This window comes from Limimaricola soesokkakensis, from assembly GCF_900172345.1.
In the GTDB taxonomy this organism is placed as follows: domain Bacteria; phylum Pseudomonadota; class Alphaproteobacteria; order Rhodobacterales; family Rhodobacteraceae; genus Limimaricola; species Limimaricola soesokkakensis.
The window spans coordinates 143,509-160,119 of the sequence record NZ_FWFY01000008.1 but is presented as its reverse complement, the minus strand read 5'-3'; the positions used below and the strand labels follow the sequence as shown (position 1 = coordinate 160,119).

Here is a 16,611-nt window from a genome sequence, read left to right as displayed (position 1 = left end):
CCGATGCCCGACGCCTAGCGCATTTCGCCTCGCGATGTAACCGGGGGCCGGCCAAACGCCCGTGGGCTGTGTCGCTGTCCTCATCCAGTGACGGGAAGGGCCCTGCGCAGCCGCCCTGCCAAAGGCGAGCCCGCCATATTGCATGGCCAGGCGAGGTTTGCCTTTGCCCTTCCCATTTTGCGATTGTCGTCGGAACTGGCGCCGATGAATGTGGTCTCGATCCGGCCACTACGACGTGACGATGGGAAGAGTTCAGCTGGCCTCGGCGCGGCGCTGCAGCATCCCTGCCACCGCGCGCACGACGCGGTACTGGCCTTCCTGCGCGATGCGGAAATCCTCGCCGCCGATGGTCTCGTCCGCCGCCTCGGTAATCAGCGTCACCGGATAGAGTGCCTCGTCCTCGCGGCTTACCGTGAAGGGGATGCAGCCCGCATGCACCTCGAAGCTCTCGGCCCCGACATAGCGGCGGTAGAGGTCGAGCATCCGCCGGTTCTGCGCCGCGAGTTCCGGGAAGTCGGCCAGCGCGTCGAGACCGGCCTGCAGCACTGCGCGGGCCAGCGCCTCCTGCGCCGGGTCGTGGCGCAGGATCAGGAAGAACCCCTTGGGGATGGTCCATTGGCCAAAACCGCGCGGAATGTAGCCGGTCAGCGGCCGGGTCCATTCATGCGACGGGTAGCCATGCAGGTTCACATGCACCTCGGCCGGCAGCCGCGCATGGGCGAGATCGCGGATCGCGCTCTCGTAGCGCCCCGCCCCGTGGCTCAGATCGGCGCCGCTGGCGGTGTAGCGGGCTGCGTGATGCATGTGGCGCGGGTTTTCGGCGCAAAGCTCGCGGAACAGCGCGTAGCCGTCTGGGTTCTCGAGCGGGTTCAGCGTGAAGCTCACCTCGTCCTCGGCGGCGAGGTCGCGGGCCGCGCGCAGCGCGCCGACCATGGGCGAGCTTTCATTGGCGTGCTGCCCCGCCGAGATTGCAAGTCGGGCCGGGCCGCGCCCGGCGACGTGCCGCCCCTCGACCCCCCTTCCCTGACGCGAGCGGGCGGCATAGCCCGTGCCGCCGAGCGCGGCGAGATGCGCCGAAATCTGCGCCGGGTAGAGCCACTGCGTCGCCGTGTCGAGGACGGGACGGCCGGGCTGGTCGCGGTCGAGCGCAGGCTCGGCCCGCGTGGTCTGGATCTCCAGCCGGGGCGTGCCGCCGCGCCGCACCAGCGGCACGATCTGACCGGCCTTGACCGAGCGCTGCCCCGGCGCGAGGCCAAGCCGCTTTTGGAAGATCTCCAGCGCGGTGAAGTAGATTTCCTCATGCATCGCCTCGGCCAGCGAGATCACCTCGGAGCCGACCGGCAGGACCTGATCTTCGTAGGGTAGCTCGACGATCACCTCGAGCCGGTCGAAGAACGGCCCGTCGGGTTCGTCTGGCGACAGCGGATCGAGCGGCATCGCGCGCAGATGCGCGCAGACCATCTCGAAGATCGTCTCGTATTCAGTATGCAGGTGCCGCCCGCCCTGCCCGTCCTCGACCCAGCCACAGGCGGCGAGCGCCCGGCTGCCGTCATCGAGTTCGACCCAGCGCACCGGCACCGGCACGATGTGGCGCGCATCCGGCGTCTCGATCTCGTAGACGGGCAAGCCCTCCCCCTCGTGCGGGCGCGGCGCGAAGGCGATTTCGCAATGCGAGACCAGCGCGTGCAGCGGGTAGCATTCGAGCCGGAACCGGTCCTCGGGGCAGCCCTCGACCACCGGGTAGTGGATCGTGGCGCGGGAGGCATTGTCGAGCAGCCCCTGTTCCAGCACCTCGTGCAGCAGCGTCTTGTAGGCCGAGCGCAGCCGCAGGTCGCGCCCCTCGGCGCGGGCCCGTGCCTGCGCCGCGCGCCGCGCGCTCGGGCCTTCGAAGACCCAGGCGGCGGTCGCGGTCGCGGGCAGCGTGTCGATGGTGCGGGCGAAGTCGCGCCTCGTCACTTCGTCGCCCCCAGAGGATCGAGCCGGTCGCGCAGCCAGTCGCCCAGCAGGTTCAGGCCCAGCACCGTCAGCATGATCGCAAGACCGGGAAAGATCGTGACCCAGGGCGCGGTCTGGATGTAGTTGCGGCCATCCGCCAGCATGCCACCCCAGCTTGGCACCAGCGGGTCGATTCCGAGGCCGAGGAAGGTCAGGCTGCTTTCGAGCAGGATGTTGTTGGCGACGTTCAGCGTGGCGAGGATCACCAGCGGGCCCATCGCATTGGGCAGGATATGGCCGAACAGGATCTTGCGGTCCGGCAGGCCGTAGCTCTGCGCCGCCTGCACGAATTCGGCCTGCCTGAGCGAGAGGACGGAGCCGCGGATCAGTCGGGCGTACTGCACCCATTGTGCGACGATCATCAGCACGATGATCCGGTCGAGCCCCGGCCCGATGATCGCGATCACGGTCATCGCCAAGAGGATGAAGGGCAGCGCAAGCTGGATGTCGGCGAAGCGCATCAGGAACATGTCCCAAGGCCCGCGGTAATAGCCCGCCAGAAGGCCCACCACAGTGCCGATCACCACCGCGCCGAGCGCCGAGACGATGCCGACGAAGAACGACACGCGCCCTCCCACGACGACGCGGGCGAGAATGTCGCGCCCGAGCGGATCGGTGCCCAGGGGGTGGTTCCAGCCAGTGAATGGGGCGGTTAGCCGCGCGGTCAGGTCCATGGCGCGGCCGCCATCGGGGAACAGCAGCCCCGAGAGCGCCACGGCACCGCCGATCAGCACGATCAGCACGAGGCCTGCGACGAACTCGAAATTCTTGAAGCCCGTCATGGCGTCACTCCAGTCTGATGCGGGGGTCGAGCAGCATGTAGGTGAGATCGACCAGAAGGTTCACGGCGACGATCAGCACCGCGAGGATCGAGATCACCGTCTGCAGGATCGGGTAGTCGCGCTGCGCGATCGCCTCGATGGCGAGCGTGCCCATGCCGGGCCAGTTGAACACCAGCTCGACCACCACGAGACCGCCCATCAGCGAGCCGAACTGCAGGCCGAGATAGGTGACCAGCGCGATCGAGCTGTTGCGCAGCGCGTGCTTGTAGATCACCGCGGTCTGCGACAGCCCCTTGGCGCGGGCCACCATGATGAACTGCGACGACAGCACGTCGAGCATGGTGGTGCGCACGATGCGCAGGTTGGTGGAGGTCAGGATCACCCCGATGGTCACGGCCGGCATGATCAGCGATTGCGGCCCCGTAAAGCCCGATGGCGGCAGCCAGCGCAGCGTCACCGAGAAGATCAGCACCAGCATGATGCCGAGCCAGAAATTTGGGAAGGACAGCCCCGCGAGAGACAGCACCCGCACCAGCTGATCCCCGAAAGAGCCACGATGCGTGGCGGCATAGATGCCCAGCGGCACCGAGATCAGCAGCGACACCGCCAGCGAGGTCAGCGCCAGAAGCAGCGTCGCACCAAGCGCGCCGGAGATCAGCGGCGCGATCGCGCCCCTGAAGAAGCTGTTGCCCAGTTCGCCGGTCAGCAGCCCGCCGATGAAATCGCCGTATTGCACGAGGAACGGTCGGTTCAGGCCGAGGCCCTCGCGGATCCGCGCGAGATCCTCCGGGGTCACGTTCGCGGATTCCCGCAGCATCATCACCGCCGGGTCGCCGGTGAGACGGATCGCGAAGGAGACGAACAGCGTCACCGCGACCAGCACAAAGCCGGCCTGGATCACGCGTTTGAGGATGAAGGAAAGGATGGGCAAGTCGGCCTCCGGACGGCAAAGCCCGGCGCGGGAAACAGCTTTCCCCGCGCCGGTTATGGGGTCTTACTCGGCGACGCTCACCTCGGTGAGGCGCAGCCGCTTGTCGGGGGCGGGCACGAAGCCTTCGACCCGGTCGGCTACCGCGTAGACCGTTTCTTCGTTGTAGAGCGGGATGTGGTAGGCCTCTTCATGCGCCAGTGCCGCCACCTTCTGCAGGATGTCCTCGCGCAGCTCCTGGTCGGGCGACTGCCGCTGCTCGTCGAGCAGCGCGTTCATCTCCTCGGAGGTGCCGTAGGGGTTCCACTTCTCGCCTTCGTGGTAGGTCAGATAGGCGGTGTTGTCGAAGTCGAAGGTCCAGCCGCCCCAGCTGAACTGGTACATCTCGTTGGTCCGGCCCTGCGGCACGATCTCGTTGAGGAAGACGCCGTCTTCGACCGGGTTCAGACCGACATTCAGCCCCACCGCGGCGAAGAAGCCGGTCAGCGCCTGCGCCACCTCGTTAAAGGTCGAGTTGCCGGCGCGGTAGTCGATGGTCATCTCGGTGCCCGGCGCGACGCCGGCCTCCTCGAGCAGCGCCATCGCCTGCTGCGGGTCGAAGGGATAGCCCTCGAGCTCGGGATCATGACCGAAGGACAGCTCGCCCTGCAGGCTGGCGATCGGGCTGCCGCGCCCGGCGAGGAAGGCGTCGATCAACGCCTGCTTGTCGACGGCCATGTTGAGCGCGCGGCGCACCCGCACGTCCTCGGTCACGGCATCCTTGGTCCGGAGCGCCAGCGAGTAAATGGAAGGCCCGGCAACCGCGACGATCCCTGCATTGTCAGCGGCCTCGATGGTCGGCACCGCCGAGAAGGCGACGTCGGTGACGAGGTCGACACCGCCCGACTGCAGCTCGGCCAGACGCGTCGCATCCTCGCGGATGAAGCGGAACACCAGCCCGTCGAGCTCCGGCGCGCCCTCGAAGTAATCTGCGTTGGCCTCCAGCTCGATCTGTGCGCCCTGCTCATAGCTGGCGAACTTGAACGGGCCGGTGCCGACCGGGTTCATGTCGAAATGCTCTTCGCCGTTCTCTTCGATGTATTGCGGCGGCACGATCATCGCGCCGTAGCCCGACAGCTTGGTCAGGATCACCGGATCGGGCTGGGCCATGTGGAAATCGACGGTGGTTTCGTCGACGATCTCGACGCGGTCGATGGTGGTGTAGTTCGACTGCTGCGGACCGGCGCCGCCGACCTCGCCCAGAAGCCGGTCGAAGGTGTATTTCACCGCCTCGGCATCGAAGGGCTCGCCATTGTGGAACTGCACGCCCTCGCGCAGCTGGAAGCGGATGCGCATGCCCTCGTCGAGCACTTCCCAGCTTTCGGCGAGGCCGGGCTGCAGATCGAGATTCTCGTCGCGACGCACGAGGCCGTCATAGATGTTCGAAGCGACCGAGCCCCAGGCCACGAGGAAGGTGTCGACCGGGTCCCAGTTGGCCGGGTCCTGGCGCTGCGCCACGGTGAGCGTGCCCTCGGCGAGCGCGGGGGCGGCCGTGAGCGCGGTGGTGGCGGCCAGCGCCGCGATCAGCAGGCGCGATTTCAGATCCGTCATGATGCGATACCTTCCCTGTATTTTTCGAAGTCTTGATGATTGTCGGCCAGCAGGTGACCCGGCGCGACCTCGACGAAACCGTGGCTGCGCCGCGGATCGCCGACCGGTCTGACCGGGCTGGGGATGTCGCCCGTCAGCGTGACGCGTTCCGGCGGACGGGTCGGGTCCATAACCGGAACGGCGCGCAGCAGGCGCTTCGTATAGGGGTGTTGCGGGGTCTCGAAGACCTGGCGTCGGGTGCCCATCTCGACGATCTCGCCCAGATACATTACCGCGACGCGGTGGCTGACCCGCTCGACCACGGCCATGTCGTGGCTGATGAAGAGATAGGCCAGCCCGCGCCGGGCCTGGATGTCCATCATCAGGTTGATCACCTGCGCCTGCACGCTGACGTCAAGCGCCGAGACCGCCTCGTCGGCGATGATCAGCCCCGGATCGACCGAGAGCGCGCGGGCGATGGCGATGCGCTGGCGCTGCCCGCCGGAGAACTCGTGCGGGTAGCGCCCGGCGTGCTCGGGCTTGAGCCCCACCGAGGTCAGCAGATCGGCCACCTGCGCATCAGCCTTCTTCAGGAGCCCATGCGTGGCCATCGGCTCGATAAGGCTCTGCTTCACCGTCTTGCGCGGGTTGAGCGAGCCGTAGGGGTCTTGGAAGATGTACTGGATCTCGCGCTTGAAGCGTTGCCGCTCGGCCGGATCGAGCGACAGGATGTCGGTGCCGCGATAGAGAATGCGACCCGAGACCGGGGTGACGAGCTGCTGCAGCGTCTTGCCGACGGTCGACTTGCCCGAGCCGCTCTCGCCCACCAGCGCCAGCGTCTCGCCGGGGTGGATCTCGAAGCTGACCTCCTCGGCCGCATGGACGCGGTGGCTGACCCGGCCCAAAAAGCCCGAGGTCAGATCGTAGCGCGTCGTCACCTTGTCGAGCCGGACCAGCGGCTCGGTCCGTTCCGGCGCCGGATGCGCGTCGGTCTGATCGGCGGCCTGCCCGGGCAGGTCGAACTTGCGTGGATTTTCCTGGCCCTGCATGGCGCCGATCTTGGGCACCGCGGCCATCAGCGCCCGGGTGTAGTCGGCCTTGGGCCGCAGGATCACGTCCTCGGCGCGGCCCGCCTCGACCATCTCGCCATGGCGCATCACCACGATCTCGTCGGCCATCTCCGAGACCACGCCCATGTCATGACTGATGAACACGACCGAGGTGCCGAACTCGGACTGCATATCGCGGATGATCTGCAGGATCTGTGCCTGAATCGTGACGTCGAGCGCGGTGGTCGGCTCGTCGGCGATCAGCAGGTCGGGGCGGCAGGACACCGCCATCGCGATCATCACTCGCTGGCGCATGCCCCCCGAAAGCTGGTGCGGGTAGCGGTCGAGTTGGGCACGGGCATTGGGCAGCCGTACCAGTTCCAGAAGCCGCGCCGCCTCGTCGCGCGCCGCTCGTCCGCGCAGGCCCCGGTGCAGCTTCAGCGCCTCGCCGATCTGGCTGCCGATCGTGAAGACCGGGTCGAGCGAGGTCATCGGCTCCTGAAAGATCATCGAGATCCGGTTGCCGCGGATGCGGCGCAGATCGGCCTCCGAGGCGCCGGTGATCTCGGTCTCGCCCCCCTTGCCGTGCAGCTGGATGCGGCCCGAGGTGACGCGGCCGCCGGTGAACTTCAACAGCCCCATCGCGGCCATCGATGTCACCGACTTGCCGGATCCGCTCTCGCCGACGATCGCCAGAGTGCCGCCGCGCGGCACCTCGAAACTCAGGCCGCGCACGGCCTCGGTGTCACCGAAGGAGATCGACAGATCCTCGACGGTCAGGATCGGAGCGGTCGTGTCACTCATATCGAAGTCTCTTGGGCCTCTTCACAGCGTTGACGTGACGCTAGCCAGAGCCTGCACAAGTTGTAAACGTTTTATTGGTATTTTGTTGATATAATCCTGATCAAACCGAAGCGACAGATCGCGCGGCTTGGTCGTAAAGCCCTGACATTCCACGCAAAACTGTCGCCAACCGGCGCAACTCCTCGTTATCGGCCTCCATCGAGCGATGCGTGTCCAATAGGCAGATTTCTCGCAATTGCCGATATTTCTGGCAGGTTTCGGCTCCCTGCTCGGTCGTCGTGTAATAGCGCTCCTTGCCACGTCGCTCCCCCTCGACCAGCCCTTCGGCCACGAGCTTCTTGAGCGCGTAGGTGACCGTGTGCTGATCCTCGATGTTGAGCACGAAACAGATGTCCGACAGGCGCTTCGGGCGTGCGCGATGGTTGACGTTGTGCAGCACCAGAACATCGAGCGCGCTGAAATTCGAGTGACCGACCACGGCGGCGAGGCAGCGCGCCATCCAGCGGGTGAAGGCGTTATGCGCAACGATCAGCCCGTATTCGTATTCCGACAGCTCCCAGCCCTCATCCTGCGCAAGATGCTCGGACGAGACGATCTTGGGGGCCTTCATGTTCAGCGCATCCGCGCTCCGCTTCGTCCGTCCGCTCATGTCCGTAACCTTCCCTTGTTGCCTTCCTCAGGCTGCAACGGGGAGCCGCAACAATCAATCTGCCGAATTTTGCAGCAATCATTATCGACATTTTATCGGCATATTGTTGATATCTGCTGGCAGCCGCTCTAGCCTCCTGCAAACCCATTGAACCGGAGATCCTTGATGGAGCTGATCGCCGCCCGTCCCCTGGCCGACCGGGCCGTCACCTTCGAGCTCGCGACACGGGTCGGACCGGAGGCCGCCGCACGCGTCGGCGCGGCGCAGGCGCGGCTGGCGGCCATGCTCGAGGTAGGCGAATTGCCCGGCGCGCTCGAACTGTCGCGCGCCTTCTGCTCGATCACCTTGCACTACGACCCGCTCCGGGGGCGACAGGCCGATCTGGTCGCGCGGGTCCGCGCTGCCCTTGAGGACACCGCGCCCGCCGCGCACGCGGATGGCCGGCTTTGGCGGCTGCCCTGCTGCTACGAGGGCGAGGATCTCGACGATCTGGCCGCGCGTCTGGAGCTGTCGCGCGAGGAGATCGCCGTGCGCCATGCCGAGACGGTGCACGAGGTCTACGCGATCGGCTTCCTGCCCGGGCTGCCCTTCATGGGCGAACTGCCCGAGGGCTTCTCGGTGCCGCGCCGCACCAGCCCCCGCACCCGGGTACCGCAGGGCTCCGTCGCCATCGCCAACGGCTTGACCGTGATCTACCCGTTCGAAAGCCCCGGTGGCTGGCACATCGTCGGGCGCTGCCCGGTACCGCTCTTCGATGCGGAGCGCGCGGTCCCGGCCCTGCTCGCGGCCGGCGACCGCGTCCGCTTCGATCCGGTGGCCCGCAACGAGTTCGACAGGATCGGCGCGGCGCTGGACTGCGGTGACATCGACCCTGCCAGCTTCGCCGAGGCGGCCCGATGAGCGCCCGCCTCGTCATCGCCCGCGCCGGCGCACGCAGCCTCTTGCAGGATACCGGTTTTCGCGGCGGGCGCGGGATCGGCGTGCCGGGCGCGGGCGCGCTCGACCGCGACGCGCTGTATCTCCTGAACCGGCTTCTAGGCAACGACACCGATGCCGCCGCCATCGAGATCGCCCTCGTGCCGCCAAAGCTGCGGGCCGAGGACGGGCCAGTGCGGCTAGCGCTCGGGACTGGGCTGAGCGGTCAGGTCTCGGGCGACAATCCGCGCCCGGTGGGAGCCTGGACCGCCTTCACCCTGCATCCGGGCGAAACGGTCGATCTGCGTTTCGAGGCGGGCTGCCCCGTGGCGCTGATCGGGATCGGCGGCGAGATCGACCTCGCGTATGCGCTGCACAGCCGTTCCACCCTGCCCCGCGCCGGGCTCGGCCCGTTTGGCCGCAAGCTCGAAGATGGCGACGCCATTCCGATATCCGCCCCAGCAGCAGATCCGGGTGACAGGACCTTCGCCGTCCCGCCCCGGCCCGAAAGCGGCCCGCTCCGCGCGGTCCCGGGCCCGCAGGCCGAGTGGTTCACGGAGGCGTCGCGCGAAACCTTCTTCGGTGCAGAGTACAGCGTCGGGATCGAGACCGACCGCATGGGCATGCGGCTGGACGGACCGGCGCTCTCACATTCCGAGCGCGGCGCCGACATCGTCTCCGACGGCATCGCGCCCGGCGCGATTCAGGTGCCGGGCAGCGGCCAGCCGATCGTGCTGCTGGCCGATGCCCAGACCACCGGCGGCTATCCCAAGATCGCCACCGTGATCGGGGCTGACCTGTCGCGCCTTGCCCGGCTCGCGCCCGGTGACAGGCTGCGCTTCACCGCCGTGACCGTCGAGGAGGCCGAGGCCGCCGCGCGCGACCGCCGCGCCGAGTTGGACCGGATCGCCGAGTGCGTCGTCCGCGCCAATGCCGGGCGGATCGATCCGCGCGCGCTGTGGCAGGCGAACCTCGTGGGCGGCGCGGTCGATGCGCTCTGCCCCGATCATTTCCCGCATCATCCCGAGCCGGAGAGCCATCCATGAAGATCAACCTCAACGCCGATCTCGGGGAAAGCTACGGGCCCTATGTCATCGGCAATGACGAAGAACTGCTCGGCGTGGTGGGCGCGGCCAACATCGCCTGCGGCTTTCATGGCGGCGACCCGGTGGTGATCGGCCGCGCCATCGCGCGCGCGAAGGAAACCGGCGCGAGCATCGGCGCGCATCCCGGCCATGCCGATCTGCAGGGCTTCGGCCGCCGCGCCATGACGCTTTCGGCCGATGAGCTGCGCATGTCGGTGATCTACCAGGTTTCAGCCGTGGCGGGCATGGCCAGCGCGTTCGGTCACCCGATCACCCATGTCAAACCGCATGGTGCGATGAACAACCAGGCCTGCGCCGATCGCGCCATGGCCGACATCATCGCCCAAGCCGTGGCCGAGACCGATCCGGATCTGATCCTGCTCGCCCCCGCCCTGTCAGAGCTGGCCGCCGCGGGCGAGGCCGCGGGCCTGAAGGTCGCGCTCGAGATCTTTGCCGACCGGACCTATGAGGCCGATGCCAGCCTGACCCCGCGCAGCCGCCCGGGTTCGGTGCTGCACGGGCAGGCCGAGGCTCTGGCCCATGTGAAGCGGATGATCGAGGCGGGCGGCATCGTCACCCGCGACGGCTTGGTGTTGCCGACGCCATTCCATTCGATCTGCGTGCATGGCGACGGCGCGGCGGCGCTCGACACCGCCCGCGCGCTGCGGGCGGCGCTCGCCGATTGGGGCCACGCGCCGGTCACGCTGCCGAAGGCGGTGGCCGGATAGGAACCGAGGACCAGCTTTGCGCGTCGTCGGTCTCCGTTCCGACCGCCTGTCACCACAATTCGTGCGGACGGCGGGCTGATCTGTCGATGTCACGGCGGTATGCCCGCTCACACATCGAGGGGAGCGCCGCGGGGCGCGGGGAACTGCGTCAAGTCCGTCAGGGTTTTGGAAGCAGAGCCGCAGGAGGACGGACGATGACTGGCAAGGACGAGCGCGGACACAGCGACCCAGCGCGCAAAAAAGATCTCGATGACGGCTACGAGTATCCCGGGCGGCGCACGCCTCCCGGGCATGTTCCGAAATCGATCATGGACGACCCCGGCACCGGCCTAACGGATGCCGAACGCCGCCGTCCGCCGGAACCCGAAGGCGACGCCGCACCCCTCGATACTACGAAGCCGCGCTGACGACGGCATTTGGGGTCTGACAGTTACCGCAAGGCGGCCAGAAGAGAATAACGTCAGCGCCCCGGCGGGCCGCCGGGACGCGCCCCCGACCGACCGAGCAAGGGAGGGCACGGTGTCGATGCAGGAGGCCCGTCAGGACATGGTCGCCCGCCAGCTCGCGGGACGCGGCATCGCCGATGAGAGGGTGCTGCGCGCGATGGGTGAGGTCCCGCGAGAGGCCTTCGTGGCGCCCGCGCATCGGAGCCTTGCCTATGCCGACGGACCACTGCCGATCGGCCGGGGCCAGACCATCTCCCAGCCGTGGATCGTGGCCCGAATGATTGAAGCCGCCCGGATCGGGCCCGGCAGCCGGGTGCTCGAAATCGGCGCCGGATCGGGCTATGCCGCTGCGGTAATGTTGCAAATGGACGCGCATGTGCTGGCGATCGAGCGCGACCCGGCGCTGGCGGAGGCGGCGCGCCTGCGGCTGGAGGATCTCGGCTACGAGCTGGAGCTGCGATGCGCCGATGGCAGCGCCGGGGCGCCGCAATCCGCCCCATTCGACGCGATCATCGTCTCGGCCGCCGGGCCGCGCCTGCCCGAGCCGCTGCGTCGCCAGTTGGTCCCCGGCGGGCGGCTGGTGATGCCGGTGGGCAGCGCCGAGGTTCAGCGTCTGCTGCGGCTGACGGCGCCCGACCCGCCCGGCTCTGGCAACCCTCGCACCGAGGATCTGGGCGGGGTGCGCTTCGTGCCATTGCTCGGCGCAGAGGGCTGGCCCCTGTAGGGCACGGCGCCTGAACAGCGTTGCACATCTTCTCGGTGCGGCGGGGCCGGGGCGATACTTTTTTGATCTGCACGACATGCGGGCGGTCCATTGATTTCTCGCCGCCGCTGCCAGGGCGGTTCGGCGGGATCTACCGCCCCGAGACCATCGCAAATCTACCAGAAGCGGACTTGGCCGGGCGCCGAATACGAGGCGTTGTCCCGGATCGCGGAGGGCACGCCGGTCACGCCGCCAGATGAGATCGATCAAGCCGCCGCCGAAGTGGAAACCTGACCCTTCAGCGCGCGAGGCACCGGGGCTCAGACCATGGTCGAGCCTTCTCCCAGCAGCCGACGGTAATGCGCTTCGGGCCCGCCATAGAACCCGTTAGTCACGTCCAGAAGCCCCTCGCGGTCGCGGATCACCACCCGTCCCCGGGTCGAGCGGATCAGCGCGCGGCCTTCGAGTTCGTGCAACGCCACGGTGACGCCGGCGCGCCGCACCCCCAGCATCAGCGCCACGAAATCATGCGTGAGCTCGAGCTCGTCCCCCGCCACCCGGTCGTGGCACATCAGGAGCCACCGGGCGAGCCGGATCTCCAGCTTGCCCCGCCCATAGGCCAAGGCAGTACCCTGTATCTGTGCTATGACCGTGTTGACGTAGCGCAGCAGCCGATCCCGGCAGGCCCCGTCCTCCATGAGACGCCGAACGGCCTCGGCCTCGGCCCGCCAGCCCGTCCCCGCCACCTGCATTATCACGTCGCTGGTGCTTCGGTCGTCGCTCAGCACGAGTGGCAGGCCGGTCATGCCTTCGCGCCCCACCAACGCCGCCTCGATATTGAGGCCGCCGTTCTCGCTCGAGACAACCGAGGCGATGCCGCTGGTCAGGAAATAGGCGTATTCCAACGGGCTGTCGTCCCACTCGATCTGCGTGCGCGCTGGCAGCTCGACAAAGCTGAGAGATCTACGCAGCCCGGACATGATTCCAGCAGGCATGCCCCTAAGCAACGTGTTCGACTCGGTGGATATGACTGTCATGCAACCTCCCCGCATGTTAGGGCGAGAGGGTTCCCAAACTCCCGACGACCATGCCCATCTGCGCTGGCGATCGATGGCTGCACCATATCAGTTGCGTCCCGGCTTCCCAAGCCAAGGCCACCGGAAGCGTACCAAATTGTCCTCTCGGGCTTACGGCGCCACGCGGCAGTCTTCGGGGAGGAATGGCGACATTCGTACTATTCCAATGGGTTACTTAGATTGCCGTGGCGAAGTAGCATCGGGGATTACCGCGATCGTCCCTTGGTTTCGAGCACCCAAAACCCGCCATCCGGCGCGGGCGTGGTAACGGCGCAGGGGGAACATGCGGTGGGCATCGTGCTGTCGGGGCGGGGATTCCGACGGCACGCTCGGGATCAAGATCATCAAGGAGCATGGCGGCATCAGCCTGGGGTAGGGCCATGACGGCTCGGCCCCCGTAAACACGTCCATGACCGAAAATGCGCGGGCTGCCGGGGACATCGATTTCTTCGAACCCGTCGCAAGGATGCCAACCCGGCTGCTGCAGATCCCGCGCGGCGTGTGGGCGCCCGGCCCGTTCGACGAGACCGGGGACACGCACCGGGTGCAGCATGAGATCGTGCAGGTCCTGCGCAGCCGGATGGCCCGCGATTTCTCGGGCTACAAGACCAGGACCTTCATGCGCCGCGTGGCGCATGAAGGTCCTGCAGATCCCCGAACTCGAGGCGTATCCGCAGCGGCTGCGCGAAGACGCCGCGGAGGTCTCGGATCTCTTTCGCGACCTGCTGACCAGCGTGACGGGCTTTTTCCGGGATCCCGAGGCCTTCGAGGCGCTGCGCTGCGGCAGGCACAGAAGTCCCCCCGCCCGGCCACCCGTCAGGTGATGATGCTCGAGAATGAGGGGCATGAGGCGGTCGAGCGCGAGCTGCGCGAACTGCTGCAGGCGACCATCGTGGAGTACGAGACCGCGCTCGAAGAGCTGAATCCCTGAACGAGGAACTGGACTCGGTCAAAGAGGAGGCGCAATCGACCAACGAAGAGCTGGAGGCATCGAAAGAGGAGGTGCAATCGCTCAACGAGGAGCTGGCCACCCTCAATGCCGAGCTGACCACCTCGGTCGAGGAGCTGGACCGCGCCCATTCCGACCTGCAAAACCTCTACGGGGCCACCAAGATCGCCACCATCTTCATGGATGACCGGCTGGCGATCCGCAACTTCACCCCCGCTGCCTCTCCTTCTTTAACCTTCGCTCCAGCGATGTCGGCCGGCCCCTGACCGATCACGCCGATCGGCTCGACTTCCCGGATCTCGAAGCGCAGGTGCGAGAGGTGTTCAGCACCGGCGGAGGTTTCGAGCAGCGGCTTTCGGCTCCTCAGGGCGACCAACACTACCTGGTGCGCCTTATGCCGTATCGGGACCATGGCGAGGGGATCGGCGGCGTCGTGGTCACCATCGTCGATGCCTCATCGCTGGCCCACGCCGAGCGGCAGCAGCAGATGCTGCTCGCCGAACTGAATGGCCGGGTTCGCAACATGCTGACCGCGGCCATCGACACGGCCCGCGATACCCGGCAGGGCGCGGGATCGATCGAGGAGTTCTCCGACCGGCTGGTCGGACGGCTGCGCAGCATGGCCCAAGCCTATGGCCTGCTTTCCGAGGCCGAATGGACCAGCGTGTCGCTGGCCGATATGGCGCAGGCCGAGCTGAGCCTGATCGATCCGTCCCGACTGGACATTTCCGGCCCCGCGCTGGAGCTGCAGCCACGGCAGGCGCTTCCCGTGGGCATGATCCTGCGCGAACTCGCGAGCAATGCCGCGCGGCACGGCGCGCTCGCCACCGAGGAAGGCCGAATTTCCCTGACCTGGGACCGGACGGGCGACCGCGTGACGCTTGGCTGGCACGAGATCGGCGGCAATGGCGCGCTCGACGGAACGGTCAATGGCTATGGACTCGATCTGGTTGCGGCGCAGGTCGAGGACGAACTGCATAGAAAGGTGGCAACGGACTTCTCGCGCGACGACCTCGTGTTCGAGCTGAGCTTTTCCTTGGAGCGCTGAATTATTTCAAATGGCAGGCCGCACCCGATTCAAGAGCATAGTTTTCGCTGCCTGCCCTCGCCGAAATGCATTCGCTTTCCATGCGCCAACTCGAGATACGAAGGATATGTGACGTTCCGAATTGTTCGAAACCGTTCGGTTGGGAGGAGACGTCGGAGGAGCGATTCCCTCGAGCGCAGATCGTCCGCCCCAATGCATTTGAATGCAAAATGCTTATCGGACAAGGCATCCATTCTTTGGGTAACCCACATGTCCGCAACATAATTTTCATGACAAACAAATATGCAGAACCTGCCTCTCGGTCCAGGCCTCGGCAAATTCGTCGCTTCTGAAAATCCAATCTCGAGAACACGTTCGCGCGCGATGGCGGTATTTGGCCTATACCTTCGTACGGGATTGAACTGGCTATTGTGACGACGTCGCGTAACTGGTCTCATGTTGGAGGGGGCCGTTCGGGCGCGAGCGCCGTTCGACCTTTCCAAAATCCAATCTTTCTTGGGAGGGAATGATTGATGAGACGCGAACTCGGAAGCAATTCCGTGAGCAAGCAAGAACGGCTTCGCTTCGAATCCTTGGCAATTCTTTTGGAAGCCCAGCATGACAATGCCGATGCCCGCATGCGCCATTGCCGCGAGGCCGCCGGAATCCTCAGACAATTGATCGGGCGCATCGAGGCGGCCGAACGCCAGGCGGCCCGGCCGCGCTTCGTGTCGCAGGTCATCTAGCGGTGAACAACGACGCTACGGTTCTGCAGCGCGCCCCGTCCGCTGGCGGGACGGAAATGGTGCTCGACATCATGGCGGATGCCCTGACGGACATGCTGCGCGCGCATGACGCGCCGACGGCCTATCTGGCACGCAAGTCCGCCCGCAACGCGCTGCAGGCCTATGCGTCGCTTGCCGATTGTTCCGGAAAGAAAGGAGGCTTGCGATGACGGCCGAAGTCAGACTGGCAAGGGCGCTCGGGCGCGAGTTTCCGCGCCTTCCCGTCACCGGGCGCTTCGAGCCCGGTGCCAACCAGGAGGCCGACCACGTCACGGTCACCGACAGGCAGGGCGGCATCTGGACGCTCACGCTGTTCAGCCGCGGGCCGCATAGCCGCCGCAACGGCCTGCTGCGCGAGCTTGCAGCGGCGGCGCGACGCTGCCGCCTGCACTCTGTCGATCGGCTCGGGTACCGCGAGATCTCGGCCTTCGAGGTCACCGATTGGGTGGATCCGGCCCATCCTTGGCAGCCCGCGAAGCTGCGCCTGCGCGCCACGAAGCGGTTCAGACATTCCGATGAGGCCGATACCGACGCGAAAGCCGAGGATTTCGCCTGATCTGCGCGACGAACCGCCCGGCCCGTAGCGCCTGGATGTCTTTGGGGCAGACGGGTCGAACCACCCCGGAGCCGAGGGAAACAACCGGTAACGTCCGCATCCGCACCCTCGATTTCCCCAAGGGCAGACAACGTCTATTCTCTTTATTCACAGGGGAGGACACGAGCATGATCAAGCACGCGAGCCACGCCGTGGAAGGCCGGATGCTCGATGCTGCGGGCGTCGCGGGGGCCTTGCGACGCTGGGTGCCGCTCGGCGCGACCGTGGCTGAGAACTGGGCACGGGAGTGGCGGATTCTCAGTGTCGCGCGCAATGGCGCGACCGCCTACCCGGCATGGCAGTTCGACCAGGCCGGGCTGCCGATCAGCGCCATGCGCGATATCATCCTGTCTCTCAGACCGGCGCTCGATGCCGAAGATATGCTGGCCTGGCTGCACGCGCCCTGCGCGGCGCTCGGGGACCGCGCGCCCTGCGACGTGCTCCGCGAGGATCCCGACGCGGTCAAAGCCGCCGCACGACAGCGCGGGGCCGAGCCAACCCGCTATCCCATGGCGGGCTGACCCCG

General features: G+C 66.8%; 18 protein-coding genes and 1 pseudogene. 12 read left to right on the top strand and 7 right to left on the bottom strand.

Features of this window, described 5'->3' with window-relative positions; genetic code table 11:
- Positions 1-252: 252 nt before the first annotated feature.
- The 6 genes from LOS8367_RS13425 to LOS8367_RS13400 form a co-directional block, all read right to left on the bottom strand.
- A complete protein-coding gene (locus LOS8367_RS13425) occupies positions 253-1,956 on the bottom strand; it encodes a M14 family metallopeptidase (protein ID WP_085897033.1) in 1,704 nt (567 codons plus the stop codon).
- Positions 1,953-2,777 carry an ABC transporter permease gene (locus LOS8367_RS13420; protein ID WP_085897032.1) on the bottom strand — a complete coding sequence of 275 codons (825 nt, stop codon included), beginning with the start codon at positions 2,775-2,777 and terminating at the stop codon, positions 1,953-1,955. Before LOS8367_RS13420 ends, LOS8367_RS13425 begins: the two co-directional genes overlap by 4 nt.
- 4 nt (positions 2,778-2,781) lie before the next feature.
- Positions 2,782-3,708 carry an ABC transporter permease gene (locus LOS8367_RS13415; RefSeq protein WP_242665592.1) on the bottom strand — a complete coding sequence of 309 codons (927 nt, stop codon included), beginning with the start codon at positions 3,706-3,708 and terminating at the stop codon, positions 2,782-2,784.
- Between the two features lie 63 nt (positions 3,709-3,771).
- On the bottom strand, positions 3,772-5,295 hold the full coding sequence (locus LOS8367_RS13410; protein ID WP_085897031.1) for an ABC transporter substrate-binding protein: 1,524 nt from the start codon (positions 5,293-5,295) through the stop codon (positions 3,772-3,774).
- A complete protein-coding gene (locus LOS8367_RS13405; RefSeq protein WP_085897030.1) occupies positions 5,292-7,127 on the bottom strand; it encodes an ABC transporter ATP-binding protein in 1,836 nt (611 codons plus the stop codon). The genes LOS8367_RS13410 and LOS8367_RS13405 overlap by 4 nt, the downstream gene beginning before the upstream one ends.
- Positions 7,128-7,227: 100 nt before the next feature.
- Positions 7,228-7,776, bottom strand: a complete 549-nt coding sequence (locus LOS8367_RS13400; RefSeq protein WP_085897029.1) for a winged helix DNA-binding protein — start codon at positions 7,774-7,776, stop codon at positions 7,228-7,230.
- Between the two features lie 165 nt (positions 7,777-7,941).
- Between LOS8367_RS13400 and LOS8367_RS13395 the strand changes: the two genes are divergently transcribed.
- The 5 genes from LOS8367_RS13395 (at position 7,942) to LOS8367_RS13375 (ending at position 11,674) form a co-directional block, all read left to right on the top strand.
- Positions 7,942-8,676, top strand: coding sequence for a 5-oxoprolinase subunit B family protein (locus LOS8367_RS13395; protein ID WP_085897028.1), 735 nt, complete (start codon positions 7,942-7,944; stop codon positions 8,674-8,676).
- A complete protein-coding gene (locus LOS8367_RS13390; RefSeq protein WP_085897027.1) occupies positions 8,673-9,737 on the top strand; it encodes a 5-oxoprolinase subunit C family protein in 1,065 nt (354 codons plus the stop codon). The genes LOS8367_RS13395 and LOS8367_RS13390 overlap by 4 nt, the downstream gene beginning before the upstream one ends.
- On the top strand, positions 9,734-10,504 hold the full coding sequence (locus LOS8367_RS13385) for a LamB/YcsF family protein (RefSeq protein WP_085897026.1): 771 nt from the start codon (positions 9,734-9,736) through the stop codon (positions 10,502-10,504). Before LOS8367_RS13390 ends, LOS8367_RS13385 begins: the two co-directional genes overlap by 4 nt.
- A gap of 194 nt (positions 10,505-10,698) precedes the next feature.
- Positions 10,699-10,911 carry a hypothetical protein gene (locus LOS8367_RS13380; RefSeq protein WP_085897025.1) on the top strand — a complete coding sequence of 71 codons (213 nt, stop codon included), beginning with the start codon at positions 10,699-10,701 and terminating at the stop codon, positions 10,909-10,911.
- Positions 10,912-11,029: 118 nt separating this feature from the next.
- Positions 11,030-11,674 (top strand): protein-L-isoaspartate(D-aspartate) O-methyltransferase, encoded by a 645-nt coding sequence (locus LOS8367_RS13375; protein ID WP_085897024.1) that lies wholly within the window; start codon positions 11,030-11,032, stop codon positions 11,672-11,674.
- Between the two features lie 299 nt (positions 11,675-11,973).
- On the opposite strand, the gene LOS8367_RS13370 is transcribed toward LOS8367_RS13375, so the two are convergent.
- A complete protein-coding gene (locus tag LOS8367_RS13370) occupies positions 11,974-12,690 on the bottom strand; it encodes a Crp/Fnr family transcriptional regulator (protein ID WP_085897023.1) in 717 nt (238 codons plus the stop codon).
- A gap of 448 nt (positions 12,691-13,138) precedes the next feature.
- Here LOS8367_RS13370 and LOS8367_RS18855 point away from each other — a divergent pair, with 448 nt between their 5' ends.
- The 7 genes and pseudogenes from LOS8367_RS18855 to LOS8367_RS13340 all read left to right on the top strand — a co-directional run bounded on the left by LOS8367_RS18855 (position 13,139) and on the right by LOS8367_RS13340 (position 16,606).
- Positions 13,139-13,660 (top strand): hypothetical protein, encoded by a 522-nt coding sequence (locus LOS8367_RS18855; protein ID WP_133056333.1) that lies wholly within the window; start codon positions 13,139-13,141, stop codon positions 13,658-13,660.
- A gap of 197 nt (positions 13,661-13,857) precedes the next feature.
- A pseudogene (locus LOS8367_RS19490) lies at positions 13,858-14,069 on the top strand (PAS domain-containing protein); the annotation flags it as partial.
- 3 nt (positions 14,070-14,072) lie between these two features.
- Positions 14,073-14,726, top strand: a complete 654-nt coding sequence (locus tag LOS8367_RS13355; RefSeq protein ID WP_133056332.1) for a sensor histidine kinase — start codon at positions 14,073-14,075, stop codon at positions 14,724-14,726.
- A gap of 512 nt (positions 14,727-15,238) precedes the next feature.
- The gene (locus LOS8367_RS13350) at positions 15,239-15,451 is read left to right on the top strand and encodes a hypothetical protein (protein WP_085897019.1); all 213 of its coding nucleotides are present in this window, start codon (positions 15,239-15,241) and stop codon (positions 15,449-15,451) included.
- A gap of 56 nt (positions 15,452-15,507) precedes the next feature.
- The gene (locus LOS8367_RS19080; RefSeq protein WP_207569265.1) at positions 15,508-15,660 is read left to right on the top strand and encodes a hypothetical protein; all 153 of its coding nucleotides are present in this window, start codon (positions 15,508-15,510) and stop codon (positions 15,658-15,660) included.
- Positions 15,657-16,046, top strand: coding sequence for a hypothetical protein (locus LOS8367_RS13345; RefSeq protein ID WP_085897018.1), 390 nt, complete (start codon positions 15,657-15,659; stop codon positions 16,044-16,046). Before LOS8367_RS19080 ends, LOS8367_RS13345 begins: the two co-directional genes overlap by 4 nt.
- A 167-nt stretch (positions 16,047-16,213) precedes the next feature.
- Positions 16,214-16,606: a hypothetical protein gene (locus LOS8367_RS13340; protein ID WP_085897017.1), complete on the top strand. Its 393-nt coding sequence runs from the start codon at positions 16,214-16,216 to the stop codon at positions 16,604-16,606.
- Positions 16,607-16,611 lie beyond the last annotated feature (5 nt).

Excerpts from the sequence above, each read along its gene's own strand:
- LOS8367_RS13420 (WP_085897032.1), bottom strand. The coding sequence starts at position 2,777 with ATGACGGGCTTCAAGAATTTCGAGTTCGTCGCAGGCCTCGTGCTGATC.
- LOS8367_RS13410 (WP_085897031.1), bottom strand. The coding sequence starts at position 5,295 with ATGACGGATCTGAAATCGCGCCTGCTGATCGCGGCGCTGGCCGCCACC.
- LOS8367_RS13405 (WP_085897030.1), bottom strand. The coding sequence starts at position 7,127 with ATGAGTGACACGACCGCTCCGATCCTGACCGTCGAGGATCTGTCGATC.
- LOS8367_RS13400 (WP_085897029.1), bottom strand. The coding sequence starts at position 7,776 with ATGAGCGGACGGACGAAGCGGAGCGCGGATGCGCTGAACATGAAGGCC.
- LOS8367_RS13395 (WP_085897028.1), top strand. The coding sequence starts at position 7,942 with ATGGAGCTGATCGCCGCCCGTCCCCTGGCCGACCGGGCCGTCACCTTC.
- LOS8367_RS13390 (WP_085897027.1), top strand. The coding sequence starts at position 8,673 with ATGAGCGCCCGCCTCGTCATCGCCCGCGCCGGCGCACGCAGCCTCTTG.
- LOS8367_RS13385 (WP_085897026.1), top strand. The coding sequence starts at position 9,734 with ATGAAGATCAACCTCAACGCCGATCTCGGGGAAAGCTACGGGCCCTAT.
- LOS8367_RS13380 (WP_085897025.1), top strand. The coding sequence starts at position 10,699 with ATGACTGGCAAGGACGAGCGCGGACACAGCGACCCAGCGCGCAAAAAA.
- LOS8367_RS13375 (WP_085897024.1), top strand. The coding sequence starts at position 11,030 with ATGCAGGAGGCCCGTCAGGACATGGTCGCCCGCCAGCTCGCGGGACGC.
- LOS8367_RS13370 (WP_085897023.1), bottom strand. The coding sequence starts at position 12,690 with ATGACAGTCATATCCACCGAGTCGAACACGTTGCTTAGGGGCATGCCT.
- LOS8367_RS18855 (WP_133056333.1), top strand. The coding sequence starts at position 13,139 with ATGACCGAAAATGCGCGGGCTGCCGGGGACATCGATTTCTTCGAACCC.
- LOS8367_RS13355 (WP_133056332.1), top strand. The coding sequence starts at position 14,073 with ATGCCGTATCGGGACCATGGCGAGGGGATCGGCGGCGTCGTGGTCACC.
- LOS8367_RS13350 (WP_085897019.1), top strand. The coding sequence starts at position 15,239 with ATGAGACGCGAACTCGGAAGCAATTCCGTGAGCAAGCAAGAACGGCTT.
- LOS8367_RS19080 (WP_207569265.1), top strand. The coding sequence starts at position 15,508 with ATGGTGCTCGACATCATGGCGGATGCCCTGACGGACATGCTGCGCGCG.
- LOS8367_RS13345 (WP_085897018.1), top strand. The coding sequence starts at position 15,657 with ATGACGGCCGAAGTCAGACTGGCAAGGGCGCTCGGGCGCGAGTTTCCG.
- LOS8367_RS13340 (WP_085897017.1), top strand. The coding sequence starts at position 16,214 with ATGATCAAGCACGCGAGCCACGCCGTGGAAGGCCGGATGCTCGATGCT.